This window comes from Methylobacterium variabile (assembly GCF_001043975.1).
GTDB lineage: Bacteria > Pseudomonadota > Alphaproteobacteria > Rhizobiales > Beijerinckiaceae > Methylobacterium > Methylobacterium variabile.
In genome coordinates this window covers 1-25082 of the sequence record NZ_LABY01000211.1, presented here as the reverse complement: position 1 = coordinate 25082, position 25082 = coordinate 1, and the positions used below count along the sequence as shown (strand labels likewise).

18 protein-coding genes and 2 pseudogenes are annotated in these 25082 nt (G+C 72.8%); 10 read left to right on the top strand and 10 right to left on the bottom strand.

Annotation, left to right across the window (positions count from 1 at the left end):
- Positions 1-232: 232 nt before the first annotated feature.
- The 8 genes and pseudogenes from hisN to VQ02_RS27045 all read right to left on the bottom strand — a co-directional run bounded on the left by hisN (position 233) and on the right by VQ02_RS27045 (position 13767).
- Positions 233-1021, bottom strand: coding sequence for a histidinol-phosphatase (hisN, locus tag VQ02_RS27080; protein WP_048447348.1), 789 nt, complete (start codon positions 1019-1021; stop codon positions 233-235).
- A gap of 105 nt (positions 1022-1126) precedes the next feature.
- On the bottom strand, positions 1127-3187 hold the full coding sequence (locus VQ02_RS27075; protein ID WP_048447347.1) for an AI-2E family transporter: 2061 nt from the start codon (positions 3185-3187) through the stop codon (positions 1127-1129).
- 122 nt (positions 3188-3309) lie between these two features.
- Complete coding sequence (gene pbpC / locus VQ02_RS27070; protein ID WP_157080833.1) at positions 3310-5379, bottom strand: penicillin-binding protein 1C; 2070 nt, start codon at positions 5377-5379, stop codon at positions 3310-3312.
- Positions 5380-5551: 172 nt separating this feature from the next.
- Positions 5552-6543: pseudogene (locus tag VQ02_RS27065) on the bottom strand (DUF808 domain-containing protein).
- A gap of 164 nt (positions 6544-6707) precedes the next feature.
- Complete coding sequence (locus VQ02_RS27060; RefSeq protein ID WP_048447346.1) at positions 6708-7481, bottom strand: polysaccharide deacetylase family protein; 774 nt, start codon at positions 7479-7481, stop codon at positions 6708-6710.
- A gap of 99 nt (positions 7482-7580) precedes the next feature.
- On the bottom strand, positions 7581-9251 hold the full coding sequence (locus tag VQ02_RS27055) for an efflux transporter outer membrane subunit (RefSeq protein ID WP_083469483.1): 1671 nt from the start codon (positions 9249-9251) through the stop codon (positions 7581-7583).
- 65 nt (positions 9252-9316) lie between these two features.
- Positions 9317-12454 carry an efflux RND transporter permease subunit gene (locus VQ02_RS27050; RefSeq protein ID WP_048447345.1) on the bottom strand — a complete coding sequence of 1046 codons (3138 nt, stop codon included), beginning with the start codon at positions 12452-12454 and terminating at the stop codon, positions 9317-9319.
- Between the two features lie 14 nt (positions 12455-12468).
- On the bottom strand, positions 12469-13767 hold the full coding sequence (locus VQ02_RS27045) for an efflux RND transporter periplasmic adaptor subunit (protein WP_048447344.1): 1299 nt from the start codon (positions 13765-13767) through the stop codon (positions 12469-12471).
- 531 nt (positions 13768-14298) lie between these two features.
- Here VQ02_RS27045 and VQ02_RS27040 point away from each other — a divergent pair.
- The 5 genes from VQ02_RS27040 to murC all read left to right on the top strand — a co-directional run bounded on the left by VQ02_RS27040 (position 14299) and on the right by murC (position 19237).
- Entirely contained in the window at positions 14299-14916 is a 618-nt protein-coding gene (locus VQ02_RS27040; protein WP_048447343.1) for a ParB-like protein, read from the top strand.
- A 137-nt stretch (positions 14917-15053) separates the two neighbouring features.
- Positions 15054-15296, top strand: a complete 243-nt coding sequence (locus tag VQ02_RS27035; protein WP_048447342.1) for a hypothetical protein — start codon at positions 15054-15056, stop codon at positions 15294-15296.
- A 121-nt stretch (positions 15297-15417) separates the two neighbouring features.
- On the top strand, positions 15418-16557 hold the full coding sequence (locus VQ02_RS27030; protein ID WP_048447341.1) for an FtsW/RodA/SpoVE family cell cycle protein: 1140 nt from the start codon (positions 15418-15420) through the stop codon (positions 16555-16557).
- A gap of 103 nt (positions 16558-16660) precedes the next feature.
- Positions 16661-17779, top strand: coding sequence for an undecaprenyldiphospho-muramoylpentapeptide beta-N-acetylglucosaminyltransferase (gene murG / locus VQ02_RS27025; RefSeq protein WP_048447340.1), 1119 nt, complete (start codon positions 16661-16663; stop codon positions 17777-17779).
- 42 nt (positions 17780-17821) lie between these two features.
- Positions 17822-19237, top strand: coding sequence for a UDP-N-acetylmuramate--L-alanine ligase (gene murC / locus VQ02_RS27020; RefSeq protein ID WP_048447339.1), 1416 nt, complete (start codon positions 17822-17824; stop codon positions 19235-19237).
- A 10-nt stretch (positions 19238-19247) separates the two neighbouring features.
- Here murC and VQ02_RS27015 read toward each other — a convergent pair whose 3' ends face one another.
- Positions 19248-19625, bottom strand: coding sequence for a helix-turn-helix domain-containing protein (locus VQ02_RS27015; protein ID WP_048447338.1), 378 nt, complete (start codon positions 19623-19625; stop codon positions 19248-19250).
- A gap of 10 nt (positions 19626-19635) precedes the next feature.
- Complete coding sequence (locus VQ02_RS27010) at positions 19636-19839, bottom strand: type II toxin-antitoxin system RelE family toxin (protein WP_048447337.1); 204 nt, start codon at positions 19837-19839, stop codon at positions 19636-19638.
- Positions 19840-19964: 125 nt separating this feature from the next.
- Between VQ02_RS27010 and murB the strand changes: the two genes are divergently transcribed.
- From murB to ftsZ, 5 genes and pseudogenes are all read left to right on the top strand, one after another.
- A complete protein-coding gene (murB, locus tag VQ02_RS27005; protein WP_048447336.1) occupies positions 19965-20882 on the top strand; it encodes a UDP-N-acetylmuramate dehydrogenase in 918 nt (305 codons plus the stop codon).
- Between the two features lie 259 nt (positions 20883-21141).
- A pseudogene (locus tag VQ02_RS40115) lies at positions 21142-21419 on the top strand (D-alanine--D-alanine ligase); the annotation flags it as partial.
- Positions 21386-22405: a cell division protein FtsQ/DivIB gene (locus VQ02_RS27000; protein ID WP_048447335.1), complete on the top strand. Its 1020-nt coding sequence runs from the start codon at positions 21386-21388 to the stop codon at positions 22403-22405. The pseudogene VQ02_RS40115 and the gene VQ02_RS27000, both read left to right, overlap by 34 nt.
- An 88-nt stretch (positions 22406-22493) precedes the next feature.
- Positions 22494-23819, top strand: coding sequence for a cell division protein FtsA (gene ftsA / locus VQ02_RS26995; protein WP_048447334.1), 1326 nt, complete (start codon positions 22494-22496; stop codon positions 23817-23819).
- Between the two features lie 110 nt (positions 23820-23929).
- Positions 23930-25082: cell division protein FtsZ (gene ftsZ / locus VQ02_RS26990; protein WP_048447333.1), on the top strand; the 1153-nt coding region annotated here is incomplete at its 3' end.

The following is a 25082-nucleotide window of genomic DNA, read 5'->3' as shown; positions in this document are numbered from 1 at the left end:
AGGAACCCACCCACGAGAGCTTCGCCCCGGAGCCCCCGGCCCCCCCCGTAGGACGCCGGGAAGAGCACCCCGCGCGCCCGGCCGCCCCCCCCCCGCCCCCCCCTCCGGGCGCCCTTGTGTCCCCCGCCGCCGGCGCCGCGAGGCGGCGGGGCGGCCCCCCCGCCACTCCCGAGGAAGCCGAGGGGCCGCGCAGGAACGCCCGCTGCCGGCCGGTCTCCCGAGCGGGAGCCCGCTACCCGTTCAGCAGCGCCAGCGCCGCCTCGTGCAGCCGCTTGTCGCCGGCCGCCACGATCCGTCCGCCCTTGGCCGCGGACTCTCCCTCCCAGGTGGTGACGATCCCGCCCGCGCCCTCGATCACCGGGATCATCGCCACGATGTCGTAGGGCTTCAGCTCGGCCTCGACCACGAGGTCGATGTGGCCGGCCGCCAGCATGGCGTAGGCGTAGCAGTCGGCGCCGTAGCGGCTGAGGCGGACGGCGCGCTCGACCCGGTCGTAGGCCTGGCGGTTCGTGCCCTCGCCGAACAGGCGCGGGTCGGTGGTGTGCAGGATCGCTTCGGCGATGTCCCCCTTCCGGCGTGTGCGCAGGCGGCGACTGCCGTGGGGGCCCTTGTAGTGGGCCGCCTCGCCGTCGCCGAAGAAGCGCTCGCCGGTGAAGGGCTGGTTCATCAGGCCGTAGCAGGGCACCCCGCCGCGGGTGAGCCCGATCAGGGTGCCCCAGATCGGCAGGCCGGCGATGAAGCCGCGGGTGCCGTCGATCGGGTCGAGCACCCAGACGTACTCCGCGTCCTCGTGCTCGGAGCCGAACTCCTCGCCCAGGATGCCGTGGTCCGGGAAGCTGCGCTTGATCAGCTGGCGCATCACCGCCTCGCCGGCCCGGTCGGCCTCGGTGACGGGGTCGAAGGCGGCGGCGCCCTTGGCCTTGTCCTCGGTGGCGAAGGCGGCGCGGAAGAAGGGCAGGATGGCCTGGCCCGACTGGGTGGCGAGCTCGTCCACGAACCGCGCGAAATCCACCACGCTCATGCTGTCCCCGATTCCCGCTCGGCGGGCCGTCCGGCGCGGGCCCGCTCCCGCCGGATCGAAAGGGCGCCGCGGCCCTGGCGTCAAGCCCCGGAGCGCCCGGACGGGTCAGACCTCCGCGCGCTCCGGCTTCCGGGCGACGTCCCGGGCCGGAGGGGGCGCGGGGGACGGATCCGCCGCGGGAGGACGTCCTGCGGCCGGCGCGTCGCGCACCGCCTCCAGGCAGGCCTCGATGCCCTCGCGCAGGGACACGGCGTAGTGGTCGGCGCCGAGCGAGGCGCGGGCGCCGGGATCGCTCAGCACCGCGTCGTCCGTCGGCCACAGCCCGACCAGGATCTGCGCCTTCGGGGCCCGGCGCCGCACCCGCTGCACGAGGTAGCGCAGGTGGGCGGGCGTGCCGCTGATCTCGAGATAGGAGATGCAGATCATCCGCGCCTCGTCGGCCTCGAGCGAGCCGATCTCCGAGCGCGACACCGCCTCGAACGGCACCACCCGGGTGCCGAAGCCGCGCTTGGCGAGCAGCTGGGCCAGCATCATCGAGGCGGCCTCGTCGAGGGGACCGCGGCCGGCCACGCACAGGACCGCGCCCTCGCGCCGCCAGGCCTCCGGCAGCGCGTCCGGGGCCGGCGCGTCGGGCACCGCGGGCGCGGCCTCGCACGGCATCTCCTCCGCGCGGCTCGGCAGCAGGCGCCCGGCCAGCGTCGGGCGCGTGGCCGGTGCCGCGTCGTCCCGGTCGGCCAGGTCCTCGATCAGCTGCGCGATGCCGATGCGGATGCGCTCGAGCTGGTCCTCGGTCAGGACGCCGCGGCGGGCGTCCGAGGCGGCGAGCTGGAGGCCCTTGAGGGCGACCTCGTCGTAGTAGGAGGAGAGCGAGCACTCGGCGAGGATCGCCTCGGCGAGCTCCTGCGCCTCGTCCGGGTCGTCGGCCAGCATGCGCTGGTAGAAGTTCTCGACCGGGGTGAGGGCCGGCCGGTCGCCGAACAGCACGTCGAGGAACTCGAGCTTGTCGACGTGCCGGCCGAGCACCACCAGGCAGACCGTGAGCGGGGTCGAGAGCAGGAGGCCGACCGGGCCCCACAGCCAGGTCCAGAACAGGGCCGAGACCAGCACCGCGAAGGGCGACAGGCCGGTCGAGTGGCCGTAGAGCAGCGGCTCGATGAACTGGCCGACCAGGGGCTCGAGCACGATGAACAGGATGGCGGTCGCCAGCACCATGTTCCAGCCCGGATCGACCGCCGCCGCCAACGCCAGCGGCAGCAGGGCCGACAGGAACGCGCCGATGTAGGGCACGAAGCGCATCAGCGCGGTGAAGATGCCCCACAGGATCGGGTTCGGCACGCCGATCAGCCACAGCCCGACGCCGATGACGAGGCCGAAGCCGGCGTTGAGGGCGAGCTGGACCAGGAAGAACCGGCTCAGGCGGCGGGCGGCGTCGTCCATCGCCACGGTGGTGCGGTGCAGGTCGCTCGATCCGGCGAGCCGGATCATCCGGTCGCGCAGGTCTTCCCGCTGCACCAGGATGAAGATCAGCACCACGAAGACGATGCCGAGGGTGGCGAGCGGCGAGATCGCCGGGGCCAGGACCTTCTCGGCGAGCTCGAAGGGGCTGAGGTCGCGGTCGCGCACCTCGACCAGCACCGGCTTGTCGGGATTCTGCACCGCGGGCTCGGCGCGCCGGTTCGCCTCGGGCTTGTGCTCCGGCTTCTGCTCCGGCTTCTGGTCGGGGGCGCCGGCCTGCTGGATCTGGTGGTTGATGCTGCGCACGTAGCCGGCGATGTCGCCCAGCGGCCCGGCCTTCAGGTTCTCGGCCTTCTGGGCGATGGTGCGCTGGTAGCGCGGCAGCCCGGTCGAGAGGTCGGCGAGCTGCATGCCGATCAGGCCGCCCAGTCCCGCCACCACGGTGAGCAGCAGCAGCACCGCGACGCCGACGGAGGCGATCCGCCCGATCCTGAGCTTGCGCAGGAGCGCCACCAGCGGCCCGAGCACGAAGCTCAGGAGCACCGCGATGACGATCGGGATCAGGATCTCGCGGCCGAAATACAGGGCCGCCGCGATCACGGCGGCGATGACGAGGGGCGCCGCGAGGCCGTCGCCGGGCGTCTCCGCGGCCTGGATCCGGGCCGGCTTGGCCGGGACCACCCGCCTGCGATCGTCTCGCCCGTTCGCCATGCGACTCAACTCACCCGTGCGCGGCGGCCGTGTTTCGCCACGCTTCCACGGGTGAGGAACGGAGCGGGGGCCGAAACGATCCCGGGGTGACGCAGGGCCACGGCGCAGAAAAACGCGCGGCCCTACTCGATCCGCACCATCACGCTGTCGCTCGCGCCGGCGGCGTCGAGCACCGAGATGCGCACGAAGCCGGCCCCGTCGGGCTGCCACTCGGCCTGGCGCCGGTCTGATTCCGTCACCGGCAGGCCGCCGACGAGCCAGGTCAGCGGCGGGCTGCCCCCCAGCGCCTTGAGGGCGAGGCCGGCGGGCGCGCCCTCCGCGGCGCCGAGGTCGATCCGGGCCCCGTCCGGCGGATAGGCGATGCGCAGGCGGTCGGCCGGGCCGGCCGCCTCCCGGCGCAGCCGGCGCAGGGGCGGCGGCAGGGTGCCGGTCGTCGCCACCAGGGCGTCGCGGGGCCGCGCCACCGGCTCGGGCTCGGCCCCGGTGCGCGCGAAGGCGTCGAACAGCAGGGGTGCGGCGGCGACCCGCCCGACGAGGCCCGGCACCCCGGCCCCGTCCGGCCGCCCGAGCCAGACCGCCACGGTGACCCGGCGATCGAAGCCGACCGCCCAGGCGTCGCGGTAGCCGTAGGACGTGCCGGTCTTGTAGGCGAGGCGGTTCGGCAGCGCGCTCTCCGGCGGCGGCGTGCCGCGCAAGGAATCGGCGACGTACCACGCCGCCACCGGCTCGGTGATGCGCGGCAGAACCGCCTCGGGCTCCGCCGGGCCGTCGAGGCGCCGCCGCAACGCCGGCACGCTGCCGCCGCGGGCGAGCCCGGCATAGAGCCGGGCGAGGTCGGCGAGCGTGATGCCCAAGCCCCCGAGCGCCACCGGCAGGCCGGGTGCGGCGTCCCGCGGCAGGACGATGCTCGCGCCGGCCGCGCGCAGGCGGGCGATGAAGCGGGCCGGCCCCACCGCCTCCATCAGCTCCACCGCCGGCACGTTGAGGGAGAGCTGGAGGGCGCGCCGCGCCGTCACGGTGCCCTGGAAGGTGAGGTCGAAGTTCTCCGGCGCGTAGGACGCGCCGAACCGGGACGGGCGGTCCTCGATCAGGGTCTCGGGATGGGCGAGGCCCGCCTCGAACGCCAGGGCGTAGACGAAGGGCTTGAGGGCCGAGCCCGGCGAGCGGATGGCCGCCGTCATGTCGATGGCGCCGGCGCGGGCGGCGTCGAGGTAGCCGGCGCTGCCGACCTGGGCCCGCACCTCGCCGGTCGCGTTGTCGACGACGAGGATCGCCGCCGACAGCCCGGGGCCGAGCGCCGCCGCCCGCTCGGCCGCCAGCGCCTCGAGCCGGGCCTGGAGCCGGGCGTCGAGGGTCAGGCGGTGGACGCCCCGGGCGGGTTGCGACGCCAGGGCCGCCTCGGCGGCGTGGGGGCCGAGCATCGGGAAGGGCTTTCGGGAGTGCGGCACCGGCTCGGCCTTGGCGGCCTGAGCGTCCGCCGCCGGCACGACGCCGCGCGCCGCCGCGATGTCGAGCACCCTGTCGCGCGCCCGGCGGGCGGCCTCGGGGAAGCGGTCGGGCCGGCGCGCCTCCGGCGCCTGCGGCAGCGCCACCAGCAGGGCGGCCTCCGCGAGGGTGAGCCGCGCCGGCTCGCGCCCGAAATAGGCGAGGCTCGCCGCCCGCGCGCCCTCGATCGGCCCGCCATAGGGCGCGAGCGCCAGGTAGAGCCGCAACACCCCGTCCTTGCCGAGGCGCCGCTCCAGCTCGACCGCCCGGGCGATCTGGCGCAGCTTGGCGGAGAGCGAGCGCTCGCCCCGCGGCTCGACGAGGCGCGCCACCTGCATCGACAGGGTCGAGGCGCCCGAGACGATCCGCCCGGCCGCGAGCCACTGCCCGGCCGCCCGCAGCAAGGCCGCCGGGTCGACGCCCGGATGCGCGCGGAAGCGCCGGTCCTCGTAGGCCGTCAGCATGGCGAGGAAGCGCGGATCGACGGCCTCGGGCGCGAGCGGCAGCCGCCAGCGCCCGTCCGCCGTCGCGAAGGGCCGCAGCAGGATGCCGGCGCGGTCGAGGACGATGGACGAGCGGGCTTCCGCCGCGGCGAGGTCGAGGGGCGGGAGAGCGGCGCGGACGGTCCAGAGCCCGGCAGAGGCCGTAAGGGCGAGGCCGGCGGTGAGGCCGGCGAGGGCCAGGCCGGCCCGGCGGCGCCGGCTCATCGGTCTCGTGCGCGCTCCCATTCCGGGTCCCCGTCCTGCCGCCGGCTCGGGCTGATCCTGCCGCATTTCGCCGGCGGGGGCGATGGAGTCGGCGGAAGGGGCGGAGCGGGATTGCCAGCTTTTCACGCGCGGTCGTTCCGCGCGTGCGTCCTGCCACTTGAGTCGCGATGCCTCAGGCCGCGCGGCCTCGCGCGCGTGACAGGCTCTGCCACGCCGGTGCGATGACGAGGTTCGACAGCGGGATGAGCAGACCTCCGACGAGCAGGCCGAGGAGGCCCGACGCGACCGCGGTCACGAGCCACTCGATCAAGCCTCCGGCCGGCGGAAGCAGCGCCGCCGCCTTCACGGCGGCCGCGTGGGCCGCGTGGGCCGGCGCCGACAGGCCGTAGGTCTCCAGCCCGTGCATCAGGATGCCGCCGCCGACCCAGATCATCGCGGCCGTGCCGACGATGGCCAGGATCGTGAGCAGGACGGGCATGCCCTTGACCACGCCTCGTCCGACGGCCCGGATGACGTTGCCGAAGGGCGGGCCCGCGTTGCTGCGCGCGAGGGCGAGGCCGGCATCATCGGCCTTCACGATGAGCGCGACAACGCCGTAGACGGCCACGGTGATGCCGATGCCGACGATGGCGAGGACGGCCGCCCGCATCCAGAAGCTGCCCTCCGGCAGGGCGGCCAGGGTGATGGCCATGATTTCCGCCGAGAGGATGAAGTCGGTCTTGATGGCACCGGCCACCCGGCGCTCCTCCAGCGCCGGATCATGTCCCGTGCCGGCCTGGCGCTGCTCCTCGTGCGCGTGCGAGGGATGCGGGAAGAGAGCCTCGTAGACCTTCTCGGCACCCTCGTAGCAGAGGTAGGGCCACCCAGCATCAGGAGCGGCGTGATCGCCCACGGTGCGAAGGCACTGAGTGCGAGCGCGCCTGGCAGCAGGAACAGGAGCTTGTTGCGGAGCGACCCCAGCGCGATCTTGCCGACGATCGGAAGTTCGCGTTCCGCCGCGAAACCCACCACGTAGCGCGGGGTCACCGCCGCGTCGTCGATGACGACGCCGGCGGCCTTCGTCCCGGCTCTCGCGGCCTGCCCGGCCACGTCGTCGAGGGACGCCGCCGCCGTCCTCACCATGAACGCGACATCATCCAGCAACGCGATCAATCCGACGCTCACAGATCCCCCTGACACATCACAGCTTCGCTGAGAACGAACGAAGACGGTTTATCGATCCGCGTCATGCAGGATGTCCTTGCCGGACTGGGGGCGCAACGCCCTGGTTTCGCCGCCACACGTTCATGACACGGTGGGCCGGGGCTCGCTCGGCGCTCGCTCGGGGCTCACTTGGCGCGCGCTGCCTCCAGCGCGTCGGTCAGGAGCGGCTTGGCGCTTTCCTGGCGTAACGTCGCCGCCGGAATGACCACGGGGTCCGCGCAGGCCTGGACCGCGTGGGGCAGGTCGAACTGGACGGCGAGGCCGCCGGCCTTGGCGTCGAGCCACGCCATCATGGCCGGCGGCCCGGGACCGTCGGCGCCCGCCACCGCGTCCCGGCACTCCTTGTCGTCGGCATCGACCTTCCGGTTGCCCGTCCGGGGGCGGTAGCCCTTGAGGTAGAGGGCGTACAGCCGCTTGGAGGCGAGGGTCACCATCCTGGTCCCGTCCGCGCCGGTCGCGAGGGACACCGTGCCGGTCAGCGCGGGCGGGAGGAGCGTCGTCCAGTCGACGGGCGCGCCGGTCGTGAGATCGTAGACGATCGACATCGTGCTGGCGTTCGGATGGGCGCCACCGCAATAGACGCTGTCGGTGATCGTGAGGCTCAGGAACCGGGGGCCGCGCATGGTGGCGTCGACGCCCCGCTCCCACGAGCTGTTCGGGCCGCCCTCGGCCTTGCACGTCGCGGCGGCTTTGCGGACGGCCGCGTCGAGGCGCTGCAGCGCCGCGTTGATCCGGCGCTCGGCGTCGTCGGCCGGCTCGACGATCTGCGGCATGGCGGCGATGTCCTTGCCGATCGGGGGCGGCACCCGCAGCGGCACCGGCCGCTCCGCGGCGCGGACGGGAAGGGCGATGCCGACGAGGAGGGCCGCGAGCGCCGTCAGCGGGAAAGGTGCGTTCATCGGTCCATCGCTCCTGTGCCGGTCCTGGTGGAGGCGTCGTCATCGCTCCGGGAGGGCCGAACGCGGCCGCCCCCGACGATCAATCGTCCCGCCGCTCCTTCACAGGAACGGTGCCGGGTCCTTCGGGTCCCGCGCCGGCGCCACGTCGCGGCGGTTCCACCAGCCGCCGCCGAGCGCCTGGAACAGGGCGGCGGTGTCGGCGTACTGGCTGGCCTGGGCCTGGGCCTGTGTCACCACGGCCTGGAGGTAGGCCGACTGGGTGATCAGCAGCGAGGCGCTGCTGACCGCGCCGAGGCCGAACTGCTTGCGCACCAGCTCGACGCTCTGCTGGCTCGCCTTGACGGCGGCGTTGGCCGCCGCCACCGCGCGGCCGTCGGCCTGGAGGGCGCGGAGCGCATCGGCGACGTTCTGGTAGGCCGCGATGACGGTCGCGCGGTACTGCGCCTGGGCCGCACCCAAGTTCTCCTCCGCCGCCTGCTGGCGCCGGAACAGGGTGCCGGCATCGAAGAGCGGCTGGGCCACGGCGCCGGCGATGGTCCACAGGCTCGCCGCCGGGTTGAGCAGGGCCGCGAAATTGGTGGCGCTGGCGCCGACCGCGCCCGAGATGGTGAATTGCGGCAGGCGGTTGGCCACCGCGACGCCGACCTGGGCGCTCGCCGCGTGCACCGCGGCCTCCGCCGCCTTCACGTCGGGGCGCTGCTCGATCAGCCGCGAGGGCAGGCTCACCGGCAGGCTGCGGGGCAGGTGCAGCGAGGCGAGGGTGAAGGTCTGGCTCACCTCCTCGCTCGGGAAGCGGCCGGCGAGCGCCGTCAGGAGGTTGCGCTGCTGCGCCAGCGCGCGCTGCAGCGGCGGCAGCAATTGCTGCGACTGGGCCAGGAGCGCCGTCTGCTGCACCACGTCGGCGCCCGCCACCTGCCCGGCATCGGACTGCTTGGTGATCAGGCTCAGGAGCTCGGTCTGGGCCTGGATCACCTTCTCGGTCGCGGCGATCTGGGCCCGGAGCGCCGCCTCCTGGATCGCCGCCGCCACCACGTTGGCGGTGAGCGTCAGGTAAGCGGCCTCGAGCTGCCAGCGCTGCACCTCCTCCTGCGCCGCCTGCGATTCGAGCGCCCGGCGCGTGCCGCCGAACACGTCCGGCGCGAAGCTCACCGTCACCTGCGGGGTGACGAGGCTGTAGAGGAGCGAGTTGTCGTTGAGGGGCGATTGCAGCTCGCCGCCCGGGGCCTTGTTGTAGGAGGACTGCGCCGCGAAGGCGACCTGCGGGAAGAGCGCGCCGCGCTGCGCCTCCGTCGTGGCCCGCGCCGCCCGGAGCGCCGCCTGGGCGGCCTCGAGGGTCGGGTTGCGGGCGAGCGCCTCCGCGACCAGGCTGTTGAGGGCGCGCGAGCGAAACAGCGTCCACCACTCGCCCGGCACGTCGCGCCCCGGCGCGAAGGCCTGGGCGACGGCGCCGTTCCGGCGGTCCTCGGCGCCCACCGCGGGGTCGCGCAGGCCCTCCCGGGTGTAGCGGGCGACCGGCGGCGTCGCGCCCTGGAAGTCGGGCCCGACCATGCAGGCCGAGGCCGACGCGGCGGCGAGCGCCGCCGCCAGGATGCGGGCGGCGGTGCGCGAGGCGGGCCGCGTCCCGGCGGTGCCCGCCGCCGCACCGTCCGGCGCCGCGCTGGCCGCCGTCGCGCCGCCCGATGCCCCGCCGTCCGGCCGCGCGACGACGATCGGCTCGGCGGCAGGCGGGCCGGATGCGGGGCGGATCGGGAGGCGCAGGAGGGCGCGCATGGGAGGGTCGGTCGCTGCGGCAGGGGAGGGCGCTGCGGGCGCGCCGGGTCGGGCCTGCATCTGGCTCATTCCGCCGGCTCCGGCTGTCGCGCCGCGGCCACAGGGTGCCGCGGACGGTGGCGCGAGAAGGCCGCGATCAGCACCGGCAGCACCACCAGGATCAGGATCGGGGCGAGCAGGATGCCGCCCACCACCACCAGCGCGAGGGGTTTCTGCACCTGCGAGCCGATGCCGGTCGAGACCGCCGCCGGCAGCAGGCCGACGCAGGCCGCGACGCAGGTCATCATCACCGGGCGCATCCGCACGTCGGCGGCATGATGGATGGCCTCCGCCCGGGCCCAGCCCTCGTCCATCAGCTGGTTGCAGTAGGAGAGCAGGATCACGCCCTCCATGGTCGAGATGCCGAACAGCGCGATGAAGCCGATCGCCGCCGAGACCGAGAAGGCGGTGCCGGTCAGCACCAGGGCGAAGATGCCGCCGATCAGCGCCATCGGGATCACGCTCAAGGTGAGCAGCGTGTCGGTGAGCGAGGCGAAGTTGACGTAGAGCAGCAGCGCGATCAGCCCGATCGTCAGCGGCACCACGAGCTTCAGCCGCTCGATCGCGCCCTGCAGGTTGCTGAACTCGCCGACCCATTCGAGGTGGTAGCCGGCCGGCAGCTCGACCTGCTCGGCGACCCGCCTCTGCGCCTCGATCACCGCGCCGCCGAGGTCGCGCCCGCGCACGCTGAACTTGACCGGGATGTAGCGCTCCTGGTTCTCGCGGTAGATGAAGGCCGCGCCGGAGACGAGCTGAACCCGAGCGATCTCGGAGAGCGGCACCTGCATCACTCCGCCGCTCGGCGTCGCGACCCCGACCGTGATGTTGCGGATCGTCGCGAGGGAGCGGCGGTATTCCGGCGCCAGCCGCACCCGCATCGGGAAGTGGCGGTCGCTGCCGTACTCGTAGAGGTCGCCGGCGGCCTGGCCGCCGATCGCCGCCGAGATCGTGGTGGCGATGTCGCCGGGGCTGAGGCCGTAGCGGGCGGCGCGCGCCCGGTCGATGTCGATCCGCACCGTCGGCTGGCCCAGCGAGGTGAAGACCGCGAGGTCGGTCACTCCCGGCACCGTGGCGAGCGCCGCCTTCACGTCGTTGGCGGTGCGGGTGATCTCGCCGAGGTCGGTGCCGTAGATCTTGACCGAGTTCTCGCCCTTCACGCCCGAGGCGGCCTCCTGGACGTTGTCCTGGATGTACTGCGAGAAGTTGAACTCGATGCCGGGCAGCTCCTCGCGCAGGCGGGCCGACATCTCCTCGATCAGCTTCTCCTTGGTGAGGCCCGGGCGCCACTGCTCGGCGGGCTTCAGGGGCGCGAAGATCTCGACGTTGAAGAAGCCGGTGGCGTCGGTGCCGTCGTCGGGCCGCCCCTGGTGCGAGACGACCGTGGTCACCTCCGGGTAGGAGCCGATCAGCTTGCGCATCCGCTCGACGTAGGGGTTGCCGGCCTCGAGCGAGATCGAGGCCGGCATGGTGCCGCGGATGTAGAGGTTGCCCTCCTCCAGCGTCGGCAGGAACTCGAGGCCGAGCGTGCGCATCGCCACCCCGGTGCAGCCGAGCATCGCGACCGTCACCAGGATCGTCAGGACCCGGTTCTTCAGGGTGAAGCCCTGGAGCGGACGGAAGAGCGCCCGCAACACCTTGACCACGATGGTGTCGCGCTCCTCGACTTGGTTCGGCAGGATCAGGGCGCTGAGCGCCGGCGACACCGTGTAGGTGGCGATGAGCCCGCCGATCAGCGCGTAGGCGTAGGTCTTCGCCATCGGGCCGAAGATGTGGCCCTCGACTCCCGTCAGCGTGAAGAGCGGCAGGAAGCCCACGATGATGATCGAGGCGGAGAAGAAGATCGCCCGGTTCACCTCGCGCGCCGCCGAGGCGATCAGCCCGATCTTGACCGAGGACCCGCGCTGGGCCGGGCCCTGGTGCTCGGCGAGGTGGCGGAAGATGTTCTCCACCATGATCACCGTCGCGTCGACGATGAGGCCGAAATCGATCGCGCCGAGCGACAGGAGGTTCGCCGACTCGCCCCGCGCCACCATGATGGTGATGGCAAAGCCCAGCGCGAACGGGATGGTGGCGGCGACGATGATCGCGCTCTTCAGGCTGCCGAGAAAGAGCCACTGCACCAGGAACACCAGCACCACGCCGAACACCAGGTTGTGCATCACCGTGTGGGTGGTGGTGTGGATCAGCGCGCTGCGATCGTAGAGCGGCACCACCTGCACGCCGGGGGGCAGGACTCCGGAGGAGTTGATCTTCTCGATCTCGGCCTGGACCCGCTGGATCGTCGGCAGGCTCTGGCCGCCGCGGCTCAGGAGCACGATGCCCTCGACGATGTCGCCGTCATTCTCGTGCCCGACCATGCCGAGGCGCGGCGCGTTGCTGACCGTCACCTCCGCCACGTCGCGCACCAGCACCGGCACGCCGTTGACCTGCGTGATCATGGTGTTGCGGATGTCGTCCATGTCGCGGATCAGGCCGATGCCGCGCACCACCGCCGATTGCTCGCCGACATTGAGGGTCTGGCCGCCGACATTGGTGCTCGAGTTGTTGAGCGCCGTGACGAGCTGGACCAGCGTCAGCCCCTGGGCCTGGAGCCGGCGCAGGTCGACCGCGACCTCGAACTCCTTGGTCTTGCCGCCGAAGGCCGAGACGTCGACGACGCCGGGGATCGCCTTGAAGCGGCGCTGCAGCACCCAGTCCTGCAGGGTCTTCAGGTCGGTCGAGGAGTAGCCCGGCGGCCCGGCCACCTGGTAGCGCATGATCTCGCCGATCGGGCTCGTCGGCGAGATCTGCGGCTGGGCGTTGTTCGGCAGGGGCGCGAGCTGCGACAGGCGGTTGAGCACCCGCTGCAGCGCTTCCTGGTAGGTGAAGTCGTAGGTGAACTGGATCTTCACGTCCGAGAGGCCGAAGACCGAGATCGTCCGCGTCACCTTGGCGTTGGGGATGCCGGCGAGCTGCACCTCGAGCGGGATGGTGATGTAACGCTCGATCTCCTCGGCCGACTGCCCCGGGTTCTGGGTGATGACGTCGACGAGCGGCGGCACCGGGTCGGGATAGGCCTCGATGTTGAGCTGAAGGAAGCTGGCATAGCCGATCCCGAGCATCGCCAGGAACAGCAGCAGCACCAGCACCCGCTGGCGCAGCGCGAAGTCGATCAGGCGGTTCATGCGGGCGCCGTCCCTCAGGAAGCCTTGTCGCCGGAGGCGGCCCGGTCGATGAACAGGCTGCCGCGGGTCACCACGCGCTCGCCGACGGTGAGCCCGTCCACGACCTGGACGAGGCCGCCGCCGGTGAGGCCGAGGGTGACGTTCCGCGACGCGATGGTGCCGTCCGGCCGCTCGACCCAGACCCGGGCCCGGGCGCCCTCGTAGACGATCGCGGATGCGGGAATCGCCGGCGCGCTCTCGTCGCGGCCGGTCAGGATCGTGAAGGTCGCGAACATCTCGGGGCGCAGCAGGCCCTCGGCATTGTCGATCTCGGCCCGCACCGGCAGGCGGCGCGTCGCCGGATCGAGGGCGGCCGCCATGTAGCTGATGCGCGCCTTGAACACCCGGTCGGGGAAGCCGATCACGCTCGCCTCGAGCTCCTGGCCGAGCCGGATCCGCGGCGCCTCGCTCTCGCGCACGTTGGCGACGAGCCACACGGTCGAGAGGTCGCCGATGATGAAGGCCGGGTCGCTGCCGGCGCCGAGATACTGGCCGAGCCCGATCTTGCGCTGAACGATGGTGCCGGCGATCGGCGCGCGGATCTCGGTCTCGGGGCTCATCGCGCCGCTCCGCGCGAAGGCATCGATCTCCTGGTCCGACTTGCCGAGAAGGCGCAGGCGGTTGCGCACCGCCTGCAGGGCGGCCTCGGCGGAGCGCTGGTCGCTCTGGGCCGCGATCACGTCGTTCTGCGCCTGCTGCCAGTCCTTCAGCGCCACCGCCTTGGCCTGGAACAGCTCCTGGAGCCGGGCCGCCACGGTCTGGTTGAGCTTGAGCAGGGCGGCGTTCTTGGCGAGCGCGTTCGCCGCCGCCTGGTAGTCGTTGAGGGCCTGGACCATGTCGGCGGCCTCCAGGGTGAACAGCACCTGGTTGGCCTTCACGCGGTCGCCGGCCCGGGCCAGCACCCTGGTTACCCGGCCCGCGTAGGGGGTGTAGACCGGGACGTTGTCGTCCTCGTTGACGCCGATCCGGCCCTCCGCGAAGCCCTCGGGCCGGAAGTCCCGGGCCTGCACGGCCTCGATGCCGAAGCTCGCGCGCTGCTGCTTGCTCGGCCGGAAGACCGGCTCGGCGGCGGCCTTGCCGGCCTCGGGCGCCTGGCCCTCGACGTCCTGCCGCTGCACCAGGAGCCCGGCGAGGCGCTCGCGCACCGGCGCGAGGGCGGGCGCGAACCAGACCAGCAGGCCCGCCCCCACTGCCAGCAGGAGCGCCACGCCCCAGCCGAGGCCGCGGCGCCGTCGCGCCGGCGCCTCCGTGGTCAGAGGGTTGTTGGTGTCCATCGCGCGTCGACCATGTCGCCGGGCTGCGGCCGGTTCGACGGAGGCCCCACGGCCGGCCCCGGCATGCGGGGTCGCGTCCGAGACGTCTCGAGCCGACCGACCCCTGCCTGATGCCTCGATTCCGGGGCCCACCGGGCGTCCTGCCGTGCCCCTGCGTCAATTCCGTGACAGGGACGGATGATGAGGCAGGATCCGGGCCCGGGCGCCGCGCCTCGCGGGCGACACCCGTGGCCGTCTCTTGGCGAGCAAACCGAACCCGAGTCAAGGACGCCCGGGTGCCCGTTCGCCCGCCGCGGCGGCACCGTCCGGGGACCCGACGGGACGGGCTTTCGGTGGCAAAAGCCTCTTTCTCGTGAGTGTCTTGAGGGGTGCAGAACAATATTTTCTGCGATATGGATTAATCCATCCGGACGGGACTGGGCCGGTTCGTTAGATCATGAGGCATCGGCCCGGATCCTTGACCTCGGGAAGGGCGTGGCCGAGTTTCTCCGGCCCGGCGCGGGTGCCCCGCGCGCAGCCCCGATGGTTCGAATGTCCGTTCGAGACCCGATTCTCCACAGCGTACCGATCGCCGAGTTGCGTCCGACCCAGATCACCGTGGGCTACCGGGAGGTGGAGGCCAAGCGCCGGCGCTGGCGCGAGATCGGCGACGGCGACCGGGAGAAGTTCCTCGGCTCGCACATGATTCCGGTCCTGCTCGGGCCGAAGAAGCGTCGCTACGTCATCGACCATCACCACCTCGCCCGCGCGCTGCAGGAGGAGGGCGTCGAGAATGTGCTCACCACCGTGGTGGCCGACCTGCACGACCTTGAGAAGGACGCGTTCTGGGTCGTCGCCGACCACCGCGCCTGGGTCCACCCCTACGATTCCGACGGCGTGCGCCGGGACGTCGGCGACCTCCCCAAGCGCATCGAGGACCTGGCGGACGACCCCTTCCGCAGCCTCGCCGGCGAGCTGCGCCGCGCCGGGGGCTTCGCCAAGGACACGACGCCGTTCAGCGAGTTCCTGTGGGCCGACTTCCTGCGCCGGCGCATCAAGCGCAAGGACGTGAAGGACGACTTCTCCGATGCCCTCGAGGAGGCCCTGGCGCTGGCCCGCTCCAAGGACGCGGTGTACCTGCCGGGCTGGTGCGGGCCGCACGAGGATTAGGGCACCGCCGGCCGCAGCGGACACCGGCGCCGGTGAGCTCACGCCTCCCGGCAAGTTTATTTGCCGATGCCCGGCGGAACCCCCTAGCATCCCGTTCCGGCGCGACGCCCGTCGCGCCGGAACGGGGGACCTTCGTGATGTTCGACTCGCTCCTGAAGAGCATCGGCGCCGATCCGGTCGACAACGAGACCCACTTCTACAAGTTCGAGCCGAAGCCCGACATCACGGCCTACGAGCTCGCCCTGATCCTCCGGCGCTTCGGCGCCCTCACGGCGGGGTCGCCGCCGCTGCACGGCGTGATGCTGATGCCGTGGGAATCCCTCGAGGAGGAGTACGCCCGGCACTTCGAGCTCGCGCCGCACGGCATGTTCCAGGGCTGACGCGCGGGGCCCGAACCCCTCGGGGCGACACCGCTTTCCGGCCCGTCGAGGCAGCGCGGCAACACTCGGTTTACCATTCCGTCCGATGGTCGCGGCTGGTGAACGAGGGCCCTAGCAAGCCATGATGTCCCGCGCGGAACGCTCGCATCTCGGCGACTGGTGGTGGACCGTCGACCGGGCCCTGCTCGCCGGCCTCGGCGCGCTGATGACGGCTGGCCTGGTCTTCCTGATGGCGGGAGGCCCGCCGGTGGCCGAGCGCCTCGGCCTGCCGACCTTCCACTTCCTCAACCGGCAGGTGCTCTACCTGCTGCCGACCATCGCGCTGATCCTGGCGGTGTCGTTCCTGTCCCTGCGCCACATCCGGCGCATGGCGCTCGTCACCTACGCCATCGGCATCGTGCTGTGCGTCGCGGCCATCAAGTACGGGCCGGAGATCAAGGGCGCCCACCGCTGGATCCAGCTCGGCTCCATCGGCGTCCAGCCCTCGGAGTTCGTCAAGCCCGCCTTCGTGATCCTGGCCGCCTGGGCCTTCGCGGAGGGCGCGCGCCGGCGCGACATGCCGGGCGGCACGCTGGCGGTGATGCTCCTGCCGATGACCATCGTGCCGCTGATCCTGCAGCCGGATTTCGGCCAGACCATGCTGGTCACCATGGTGTGGTGCTGCATGGTGTTCGTGGCCGGCCTGCACTGGTTCTGGGTCGCGGGCCTCGGCGGCGCCGGCCTCCTCGGCGTCGCGGCGGCCTACGAGTTCCTGCCCCACGTGCGGGCGCGCATCACCCGCTTCATGGACAAGGAATCGGGCGACAACTTCCAGACCTTCTGGTCGCAGGAATCCTTCAACGTCGGCGGCTGGTTCGGCACCGGCCCGGGGGAGGGCGTGGCCAAGCGCCACCTGCCCGACGCCCACACCGACTTCATCTTCTCGGTGGCCGGCGAGGAGTTCGGCGTCATCGTCTGCATCGGCATCGTGCTCCTGTTCGCCTTCATCGTGATGCGCGGCCTGATGCTGGCGCGGCGCAGCGACGACATCTTCTGCCGCCTGGCCATCACCGGCCTCACCGCCCTGTTCGGCCTCCAGGCCTGCATCAACATGGCGGTGAACACCCGGCTGATGCCCGCCAAGGGCATGACCCTGCCGTTCATCTCCTACGGCGGCTCCTCGCTGATCTCGCTCGCCCTCGGGATGGGCTTCCTCGTCGCCCTCACCCGGCGCCGACCGCGCACGGCCCTGCTCAACCGCGACGAGGGCCTGGCGCACTGAGATCCCGCGCCGGCCCCCGAGGGGTGACCTGGTGGCTCCGCCGTGACAAAGGGGGAGCCGCCGACCTGACCGGAGACCGCATGCCCGAGCCCCGCACTGCCCGATGACCGTCGCCCAGCCCCTCGTCCTGCTCGCGGCCGGCGGCACCGGCGGCCACCTCTTCCCGGCCGAGGCCCTGGCCCTGCGCCTGCGCGAGCGCGGCATCCGGGTGGTGCTCGCCACCGACAGCCGGGTGGCGGCGCTCTCCGGCGAGTTCCCGGCCGCCGAGATCGTGTCGATCCCCTCCGCCACCCCGTCGAGCGGGCGCTCCCCCTTGCGCCGCGCCGCCGCCCTCGCGACCCTCGGGCGCGGCTTCGCGGCGGCCGTGCGGGAGGTCCGCCGCCTCAACCCGGCGGTGGTCGTCGGCTTCGGCGGCTATCCGACGGTGCCGCCGCTGCTGGCCGCCCAGATGCTGCGGGTGCCGACCCTGCTGCACGAGCAGAACGCCGTCATGGGACGCGCCAACGGTTTCCTGGCCCGCGGCGCGACGGTGATCGCCACCGGCTTCCCCGAGGTGCGCGGCGTGCCCGGGAAGGCGAGGGCGCGCCGCGTCCATACCGGCAACCCGGTGCGCCCGGCGGTGCTGGCGGCGGCCGAGATGCCCTATCCGGCGGTGGGCCCCGACGCGGCCCTCCAGCTCCTCGCCTTCGGCGGCAGCCAGGGCGCCCGGGTGATGAGCGACGTGGTGCCCGACGCCGTCGTGCGCCTGCCGGCGGGCTTGCGCGCCCGCCTCACCGTGATCCAGCAGGCCCGGCCCGAGGACCTCGCCCGGGTGCAGACGCTCTACGAAGGAGCGGGGCTCGCGGCCTTCACGGCGGCGCCGTTCTTCAAGGACCTGCCGGCCAAGATGGCCACCTCCCACCTCGTGGTGGCGCGCTCCGGCGCCTCGACGGTAGCGGAGCTCGCGGTGATCGGCCGGCCTTCGATCCTGGTGCCGCTGCCCGGCTCGCTCGACCAGGACCAGGCCGCCAATGCCGCGGTGCTCGAGCGAATCGGCGCCGCCTTTCCCAGACCACAAACGGACTTCACCCCTGAGCGGCTGGCCGCCGATCTCGGCGCGCTGCTCGGCGATCCCGACCGGCTCGCCAAGGCCGCCGCCGCCGCGAAGGCCGCCGGCCTGCCCGACGCCGCCGAGCGCCTTGCCGCCCTGGTGGTCGAGACCGCCGTCGCGGCGGCCCGCTGACGGCCGCCTTACGAACAAGAAGACCTTGAGGACCCCGACTCCATGAAGCTGCCGAACAAGCTCGGACCCATCCACTTCATCGGCATCGGCGGCATCGGCATGTCCGGCATCGCCGAGGTGATGCACAACCTCGGCTACACGGTGCAGGGCTCGGACGCGTCCGACAACGCCAACGTCCGCCGCCTCGCCGAGAAGGGCATCCGCACCTTCGTGGGCCACCGGGCCGAGAACCTCGCCGACGCCGCCCTGGTGGTGGTCTCGACGGCGATCCGCCGCGACAACCCGGAGCTGGTCTCCGCCCGCGAGCGCCGCCTGCCGGTGGTGCGCCGGGCCGAGATGCTGGCCGAGCTGATGCGCTTCAAGTCCTGCGTCGCGGTGGCCGGCACCCACGGCAAGACCACCACGACGTCGCTCGTCGCCACCCTGCTCGATGCCGGCGGCCTCGACCCCACGGTCATCAACGGCGGCATCATCAACGCCTACGGCACCAACGCCCGCATGGGCGAGGGCGACTGGATGGTGGTGGAGGCCGACGAGTCCGACGGCACCTTCCTGAAGCTGCCGGCCGACATCGCCATCGTCACCAACATCGATCCCGAGCACCTCGACCATTTCGGCTCGTTCGACGCGATCAAGGACGCCTTCCGGGCCTTCATCGACAACATCCCGTTCTACGGCTTCGCGGTGATGTGCATCGACCACCCGACGGTGCAGGACCTCGTCGGGCGCATCGAGGACCGGCGCATCGTCACCTACGGCGAGAACCCGCAGGCCGACGTGCGCCTGATCGACGTCGACCTGAAGGGCGGCCAGAGCCGGTTCCGGGTGATGATCCGCGACCGCCGCCCCGGCTTCCGCCTGGAGATGGAGGATCTCGTCCTGCCGATGCCGGGCAAGCACAACGCGCTCAACGCCACCGCGGCGCTCGCGGTCGCCCACGAGCTCGGCGTGTCGCCGGAGGCGATCCGCAAGGCGCTGGCGTCCTTCGGCGGCGTCAAGCGCCGCTTCACCCGCACGGGCGAGTGGAACGGCGTGCAGATCTTCGACGATTACGGCCACCACCCGGTCGAGATCCGGGCGGTTCTGAAGGCCGCCCGCGCCTCGACCGACGGCGGCGTCGTCGCGGTGGTGCAGCCGCACCGCTACAGCCGGCTCGCCTCGCTGTTTGACGATTTCTGCACCTGCTTCAACGACGCCGACACGGTGATCGTCGCCCCCGTCTATGCCGCCGGCGAGGCGCCGATCGAGGGCATCGACCGCGACGCCCTGGTGGCGGGCCTGACCTCCCGCGGCCACCGCAACGCCATCGCGCTCGAGCGCACCGAGGACCTCGCCGGCATCGTCGGCGGGCTCGCCGGCCCGGGCGACTACGTGGTGTGCCTGGGCGCCGGCAACATCACCCAGTGGGCCTACGCCCTGCCGGGCGAGCTCGCCGCGCTCGGCGAGAAGGCGGCGTGAGGCGCCTCCTTCAGGGCGTGTCCGGGACGAGATCCTCGATCCCGAGCGCCCGGGCGAGCCGCCGGTAGAGGCGGACGTCGCCGATGCTCTCGCCGCGCTCGACCGCGTTGACAAGCTCCTCCGGCACGCCCGCTTGCCGGGCAAGGTCCGATGTGCTCACGGCCCGCTTGCTGCGCCAGAAGGCGAGGGGGGTCGGCGCGGCGCGCAAGGCGTCGAGGTCGTTCTCGCCCAGCAATTCCTCATCGCCGGCCTGCAGGCGCGCGAGCGAGGCGGCGAGGGTGCGAGCATCGACCGCCTCCTTGGCGAGGTCGCGCAGCCGCTCGAACTCGGCCTCCGGCAGGATCACGATTGCCTCGCCGGAGGGCGTCCTGGTGCGGACGATGGTCATGCCCGGAGCCCTACTCGCAGATCGAGCCGCGCGGCCCGACATCGTGCACAATGATCCGTGCGTCCTCGCTCGTGAAGAGGGCGCGCCAGTCCCCGACCCGCAGCCGGAAGCCCGGCACGCCCCTCATCGCCCGGATGTTGTTGGCGAGCGAGCCGGGATCCCGGGCGACCTGATCGGGCTTGGCGCGGACCAGCGCCTCGGCATCGGCCGGCATCCGGGCGAGCGCCCGCGCCGTCTTGCGCGTGTAGACGACGGTCCTGGCCGAGCGCGCCGGCCTCCGAGTACCCTAGCGTCAACCCTAGAGCGCTCCGCCCCCGGGCGTCGAGCCGGAACCGAACCATGACCTCCGCCGCCATCCTCGCCGCCCTGGAACCCGCCGCCTTGCGCGGCCGCCTCCTGCCCAACCATCCCCTCGCCGACCTGACCTGGTTCCGGGTCGGGGGACCCGCCGACGTGCTGTTCACGCCCGCCGACGAGGAGGACCTTGCCGCCGCCCTGGCGGCCCTGCCGGCGGAGGTTCCGGTCACGGTGATCGGCCTCGGCTCGAACCTGATCGTGCGCGACGGCGGCGTGCCGGGGCTCGTCATCCGCCTCGGCGGCAAGGCCTTCGGGTCGATCCTCGTCGAGGGCGAGACGATCCGGGCCGGGACCGCCGTGCCCGACATGAAGCTCGCCCGCGCCGCCGCGGAGGCCGGCCTCGACGGCCTCGCCTTCTACCGCGGCATCCCGGGCTCGGTCGGCGGCGCGCTCAGGATGAACGCCGGCGCGCATGGCGGCGAGACCACCGACGTGCTGGTCGAGACCCGGGCCGTCGACCGCTCCGGCGCCCTGCACGTGCTGACCCATGCTGACATGGGCTTCGCCTACCGCCACAGCGGGGCGCCCGCCGACCTGATCTTCACCCAGGCGCTCTACCGCGGCCGGCCCGGCGACCGGGCGGCGATCGAGGCCGAGATGGAGCGGGTCACCGCGGCCCGGGAAGCGGCCCAGCCGATCCGCGAGCGCACCGGCGGCTCGACCTTCAAGAACCCGGACGGGGCCAAGGCCTGGCAGCTCATCGACGCTGCCGGCTGCCGCGGGCTCACCCGCGGCGGCGCCCAGGTCTCGGAGATGCATTGCAACTTCCTGATCAACCGCGGCGGCGCCTCCGCCGCCGACATCGAGGGCCTCGGCGAGGAGGTGCGGGCGCGGGTGCGGGAGACCTCCGGCGTCGCGCTGCACTGGGAGATCAAGCGGATCGGCGTGCCGGCGCGCTGATTCGCGAATCAGCCGGCGGCGCGTGCCGCAGGGCCGGGTTGGTAACCTTTGCGCCGTCCCGGCCTTGCGCCGTCAGGGAGGGGCCGGGACGCACCGGGACCGCCCCCGTCCCGGGAGCCGGTCCCGCCGGACCGGCATGTAAGCCCTTGAAGAGGCGGAGCTTCCCGGCGGCGATCCGACCGCGCGGCGATCCGGATCCCGCCCGCCGCGGGGGCGTGGCACCCCGGCGACGCGGCCCGCCGAGGGGTGCGCGATCCCTGTGCCCGGGGCGAAAATTTTACCGGATATTTACCAGCGAGTTCGAGAGTTGGCGTTAACGGCGCATCAAGCACTTGGATGCCGGAGGTGAGCCGTGCCGACCTCTCGCGACGACGATCCACCGGCTCTTGCGACCGGTGCGCTCGTGGTGCGGCGGGCCGGCACGCGACGCCCCGGACGACCGAGACCAGCCCTGCGCCGGAGATCGCAGCCCTGCCGGGTATCGTTTTCGGTGAACTCGTCCAATGGATGGTGGTGGACGCTTCCCTGAGCCGCTGACCGCCGGCTATGCCGGCGAGGAGGCCGGCATGCCCGTCCCCCCGCCGGGGGCGGCGCCGGCCCGGGGCGGTCCTGCGCGCGAGGCGCGGCTGGGCGAGTCGCGGTCGGGCGAGTCGCTCCTGGCCCGCGTCCTGCCGCGGTTCCTGCGCCCGCGCCGCGCCTCGGTGGCGGTGCCGATCGAGCGGCGGATGCCGCGGCACCTCGGCACCGGCCTGGCCTTCGGGTTCTTCGGCCTCGTCGCCGCGGCCGGCTTCGTGTCCGGCGGCGGCTACGCCGAGATCTCGGCCCGCTACGGCACCCCCGTCGACATGGCCGCCCGGGCCCTCGGCTTCGGCCTCGACAAGGTCACGATCTCGGGGCTGGTGCAGCTGCACTCCTCCGAGATCCTGAAGGCCGCCGGCATCGACCAGCGCAACTCGCTGCCCTTCCTCAGCGTGGTCGACGTGCGCGACCGCCTCGCCACCGTGCCGCTGATCGGCGCGGTCTCGGTGCGCAAGATCTATCCCCGCGAGCTCCTGGTCACGCTCACCGAGCGCGAGCCGAGCGCTCTGTGGCAGCGCAACGGCGAGATCGCCGTGATCGCCGCCGACGGCACGGTGATCGACCAGATGCGCGACGGCCGCTTCGCCAACCTGCCGCTCGTGGTGGGCGAGGAGGCGAACCTGCGCACCAAGGACTACCTCGCGCTCCTGGACGCCGCGGGCCCGCTCAAGGACCGCATCCGGGCCGGCACCCTGGTGTCGGGCCGGCGCTGGACCCTCAAGCTCGACGGCATCGACGTGCGGCTGCCCGAGACCGGCGCCCGCGAGGCGGTGGCCCGCCTCGTCCGGCTCGAGGCCGAGTCGAGCCTGCTTGAGAAGGACATCATCGCGGTCGACCTGCGGCTGCCCGACCGGGTGGTGGTGCGGCTGACCGAGGAGGGTGCGGCGGCGCGCCTGGAGGCCCAGAAGAAGCAGCAGAAGAAACCGAAGGGGACCGAGACATGACCCGCGCGCGAGACGTGACGCCCGCCGGTCGGTCCGGTTCCGGCCACCCTCCGATCCCCGTTTCCTTCTCCCCGGTGAGCGTCGCGTCATGAGTCTCCTCCAGCACGGTCTCACGCCGCGCTTAAAGCCGCTCTCGGCCCGCCGCAGCGCGACCCTCTCGGTGCTCGACATCGGCACCAGCAAGATCGTCTGCCTCGTGGCCGAGCTGCAGCCGGTCGAGACGCTGGCGACGTTGCGCGGCCGCACCCACCTCGCCCGCATCATCGGCATCGGCCACCAGCGCTCGCTGGGCCTCAAGGGCGGCGCCGTGGTCGACCTCGAGGCGGCCGAGACCGCGATCCGCCACGCCGTCCACGCCGCCGAGCGCATGGCCCGGGTCGAGGTGCAGTCGGTCATCGTCAGCCTCTCGGGCGGGCGGCTCGGCTCGCAGCACTTCGACGCCAAGGTGCCGGTGCGCACCGGCACCGTCACCGGCTCCGACGTGCAGCGGGTGCTGGAGGCGGCGAGCACCCACAGCATCAGCCCCGGCCGGGCGGTGTTGCACGCCCTGCCGACCGGCTACTCCCTCGACCAGCAGAGCGCGGTGGTCGATCCCTCCGGCATGCTCGGCGAGCGCCTCGGCGTCGACCTGCACGTCGTGACCGCCGAGATCGCCGCCGCCCGCAACCTGATGCTGGCGGTGGAGAACACCCACCTGCGGGTCGAGGCGGTGATCGCCACCCCCTACGCCTCGGGCCTCTCGGCGCTGGTCGACGACGAGGCCGAGATGGGCGTCGCGGTCGTCGACATGGGTGGCGGCACGACGAGCGTCGGGGTGTTCTCCGGCGGCCACCTCGTCCACGTCGACGCGCTCGCGGTCGGCGGCCACCACGTCACCATGGACATCGCCCGCGGGCTCTCGACCCGGGTGGCGGCGGCCGAGCGGCTGAAGACCCTCTACGGCGCCGCCATGGCGACCGCCTCCGACGAGCGCGACATGATCGCGGTCCACGGCGTCGACGAGGACGAGCGCGACCTGCCCCACCACATCCCGAAGTCGCACCTCGTGCGGATCATCCGCCCGCGGGTCGAGGAGGTGCTGGAGCTGGTGCGCGACCGCCTGCGCAATGCGGGCTTCGCGGCCCAGGCCGGGCGCCGGGTGGTGCTGACCGGCGGCGCGAGCCAGCTCGTCGGCCTGCCGGAGGTCGCCCGCCGCATCCTGCAGGGCCAGGTCCGGATCGGCCGGCCCCTCGGCATCAAGGGGCTGCCCGAGGCCGCCAAGGGCCCGGCCTTCTCGGCCGCGGTCGGCCTCCTGGTCTACCCCCAGGTCTCGCACGTCGAGCACTTCGAGCCGCGCGGCCAGTCCGGCAGCGCGGGCCTCAGCCCCGACACCTACCTCTCCAAGGTCGGACGCTGGATCCGGGAGAGCTTTTAACGAGATCGCCTCCCGGCGCGGGCCCCGGAAACGGGCCGCGCCGGGCGGGCGGGACGGCAAACGGCGCCGATGAGGCGCTCACAGAAACGATCATCAGAGGCTCGCGCATCATGGCCATCAGTCTGCAAGCTCCGGACATCCGCGAACTGAAGCCCCGCATCACCGTGTTCGGCGTCGGCGGCGCCGGCGGCAACGCCGTCAACAACATGATCGAGTCGGGGCTCCTCGGCTGCGAGTTCGTGGTCGCCAACACCGACGCCCAGGCGCTGACCTCCTCGAAGGCCGAGCGCGTGATCCAGATGGGCATCGGGGTGACGCAGGGGCTCGGCGCCGGCTCGCAGCCCGATGTCGGCCGCGCCGCCGCCGAGGAGGTGATCGACGAGATCCGCGATCAGCTCTCGGGCGCCCACATGTGCTTCATCACCGCCGGCATGGGCGGCGGCACCGGCACCGGCGCCGCTCCGGTCATCGCCCGCACCGCCCGCGACATGGGCATCCTGACGGTCGGCGTCGTCACGAAGCCGTTCCAGTTCGAGGGCGTGCGCCGCATGCGCACCGCCGAGGCCGGCATCAACGAGCTGCAGCAGGCCGTCGACACCCTGATCGTGATCCCGAACCAGAACCTGTTCCGGGTCGCCAACGAGAAGACCACCTTCGCGGACGCCTTCGCGATGGCCGACCAGGTGCTCTACTCGGGCGTCGCCTGCATCACCGACCTGATGGTGAAGGAAGGTCTCATCAACCTCGACTTCGCCGACGTGCGGGCGATCATGCGCGGCATGGGCAAGGCGATGATGGGCACCGGCGAGGCGTCGGGCGAGAAGCGCGCCAACCGCGCCGCGGAGGCCGCGATCGCCAACCCGCTCCTCGACGACGTCTCGATGAAGGGCGCCCGCGGCCTGCTGATCTCGATCACCGGCGGCAACGACCTGACCCTCTACGAGCTCGACGAGGCCGCCACCCGCATCCGCGAGGAGGTCGATTCCGACGCCAACATCATCCTGGGCGCCACCTTCGACGAGAGCCTCGACGGCATCATCCGGGTCTCGGTCGTCGCCACCGGCATCGAGCCGGCCCTGATCAACGCCAACGCCATCGGCTCGCCGGAGATCGCCCAGACCGAGCAGCGCATCGCCGAGGTCGCCGAGCGCCTGCGGGCCGAGGCACGGGCCCGGGCCGCCGCTCCCGCGGCCCCCTCCGCCGCCTCCTTTCGTCCCGCCGAGGCCCCGGTAGCGCGGGCCCCGGCGGGACGAAAGGAGGCGG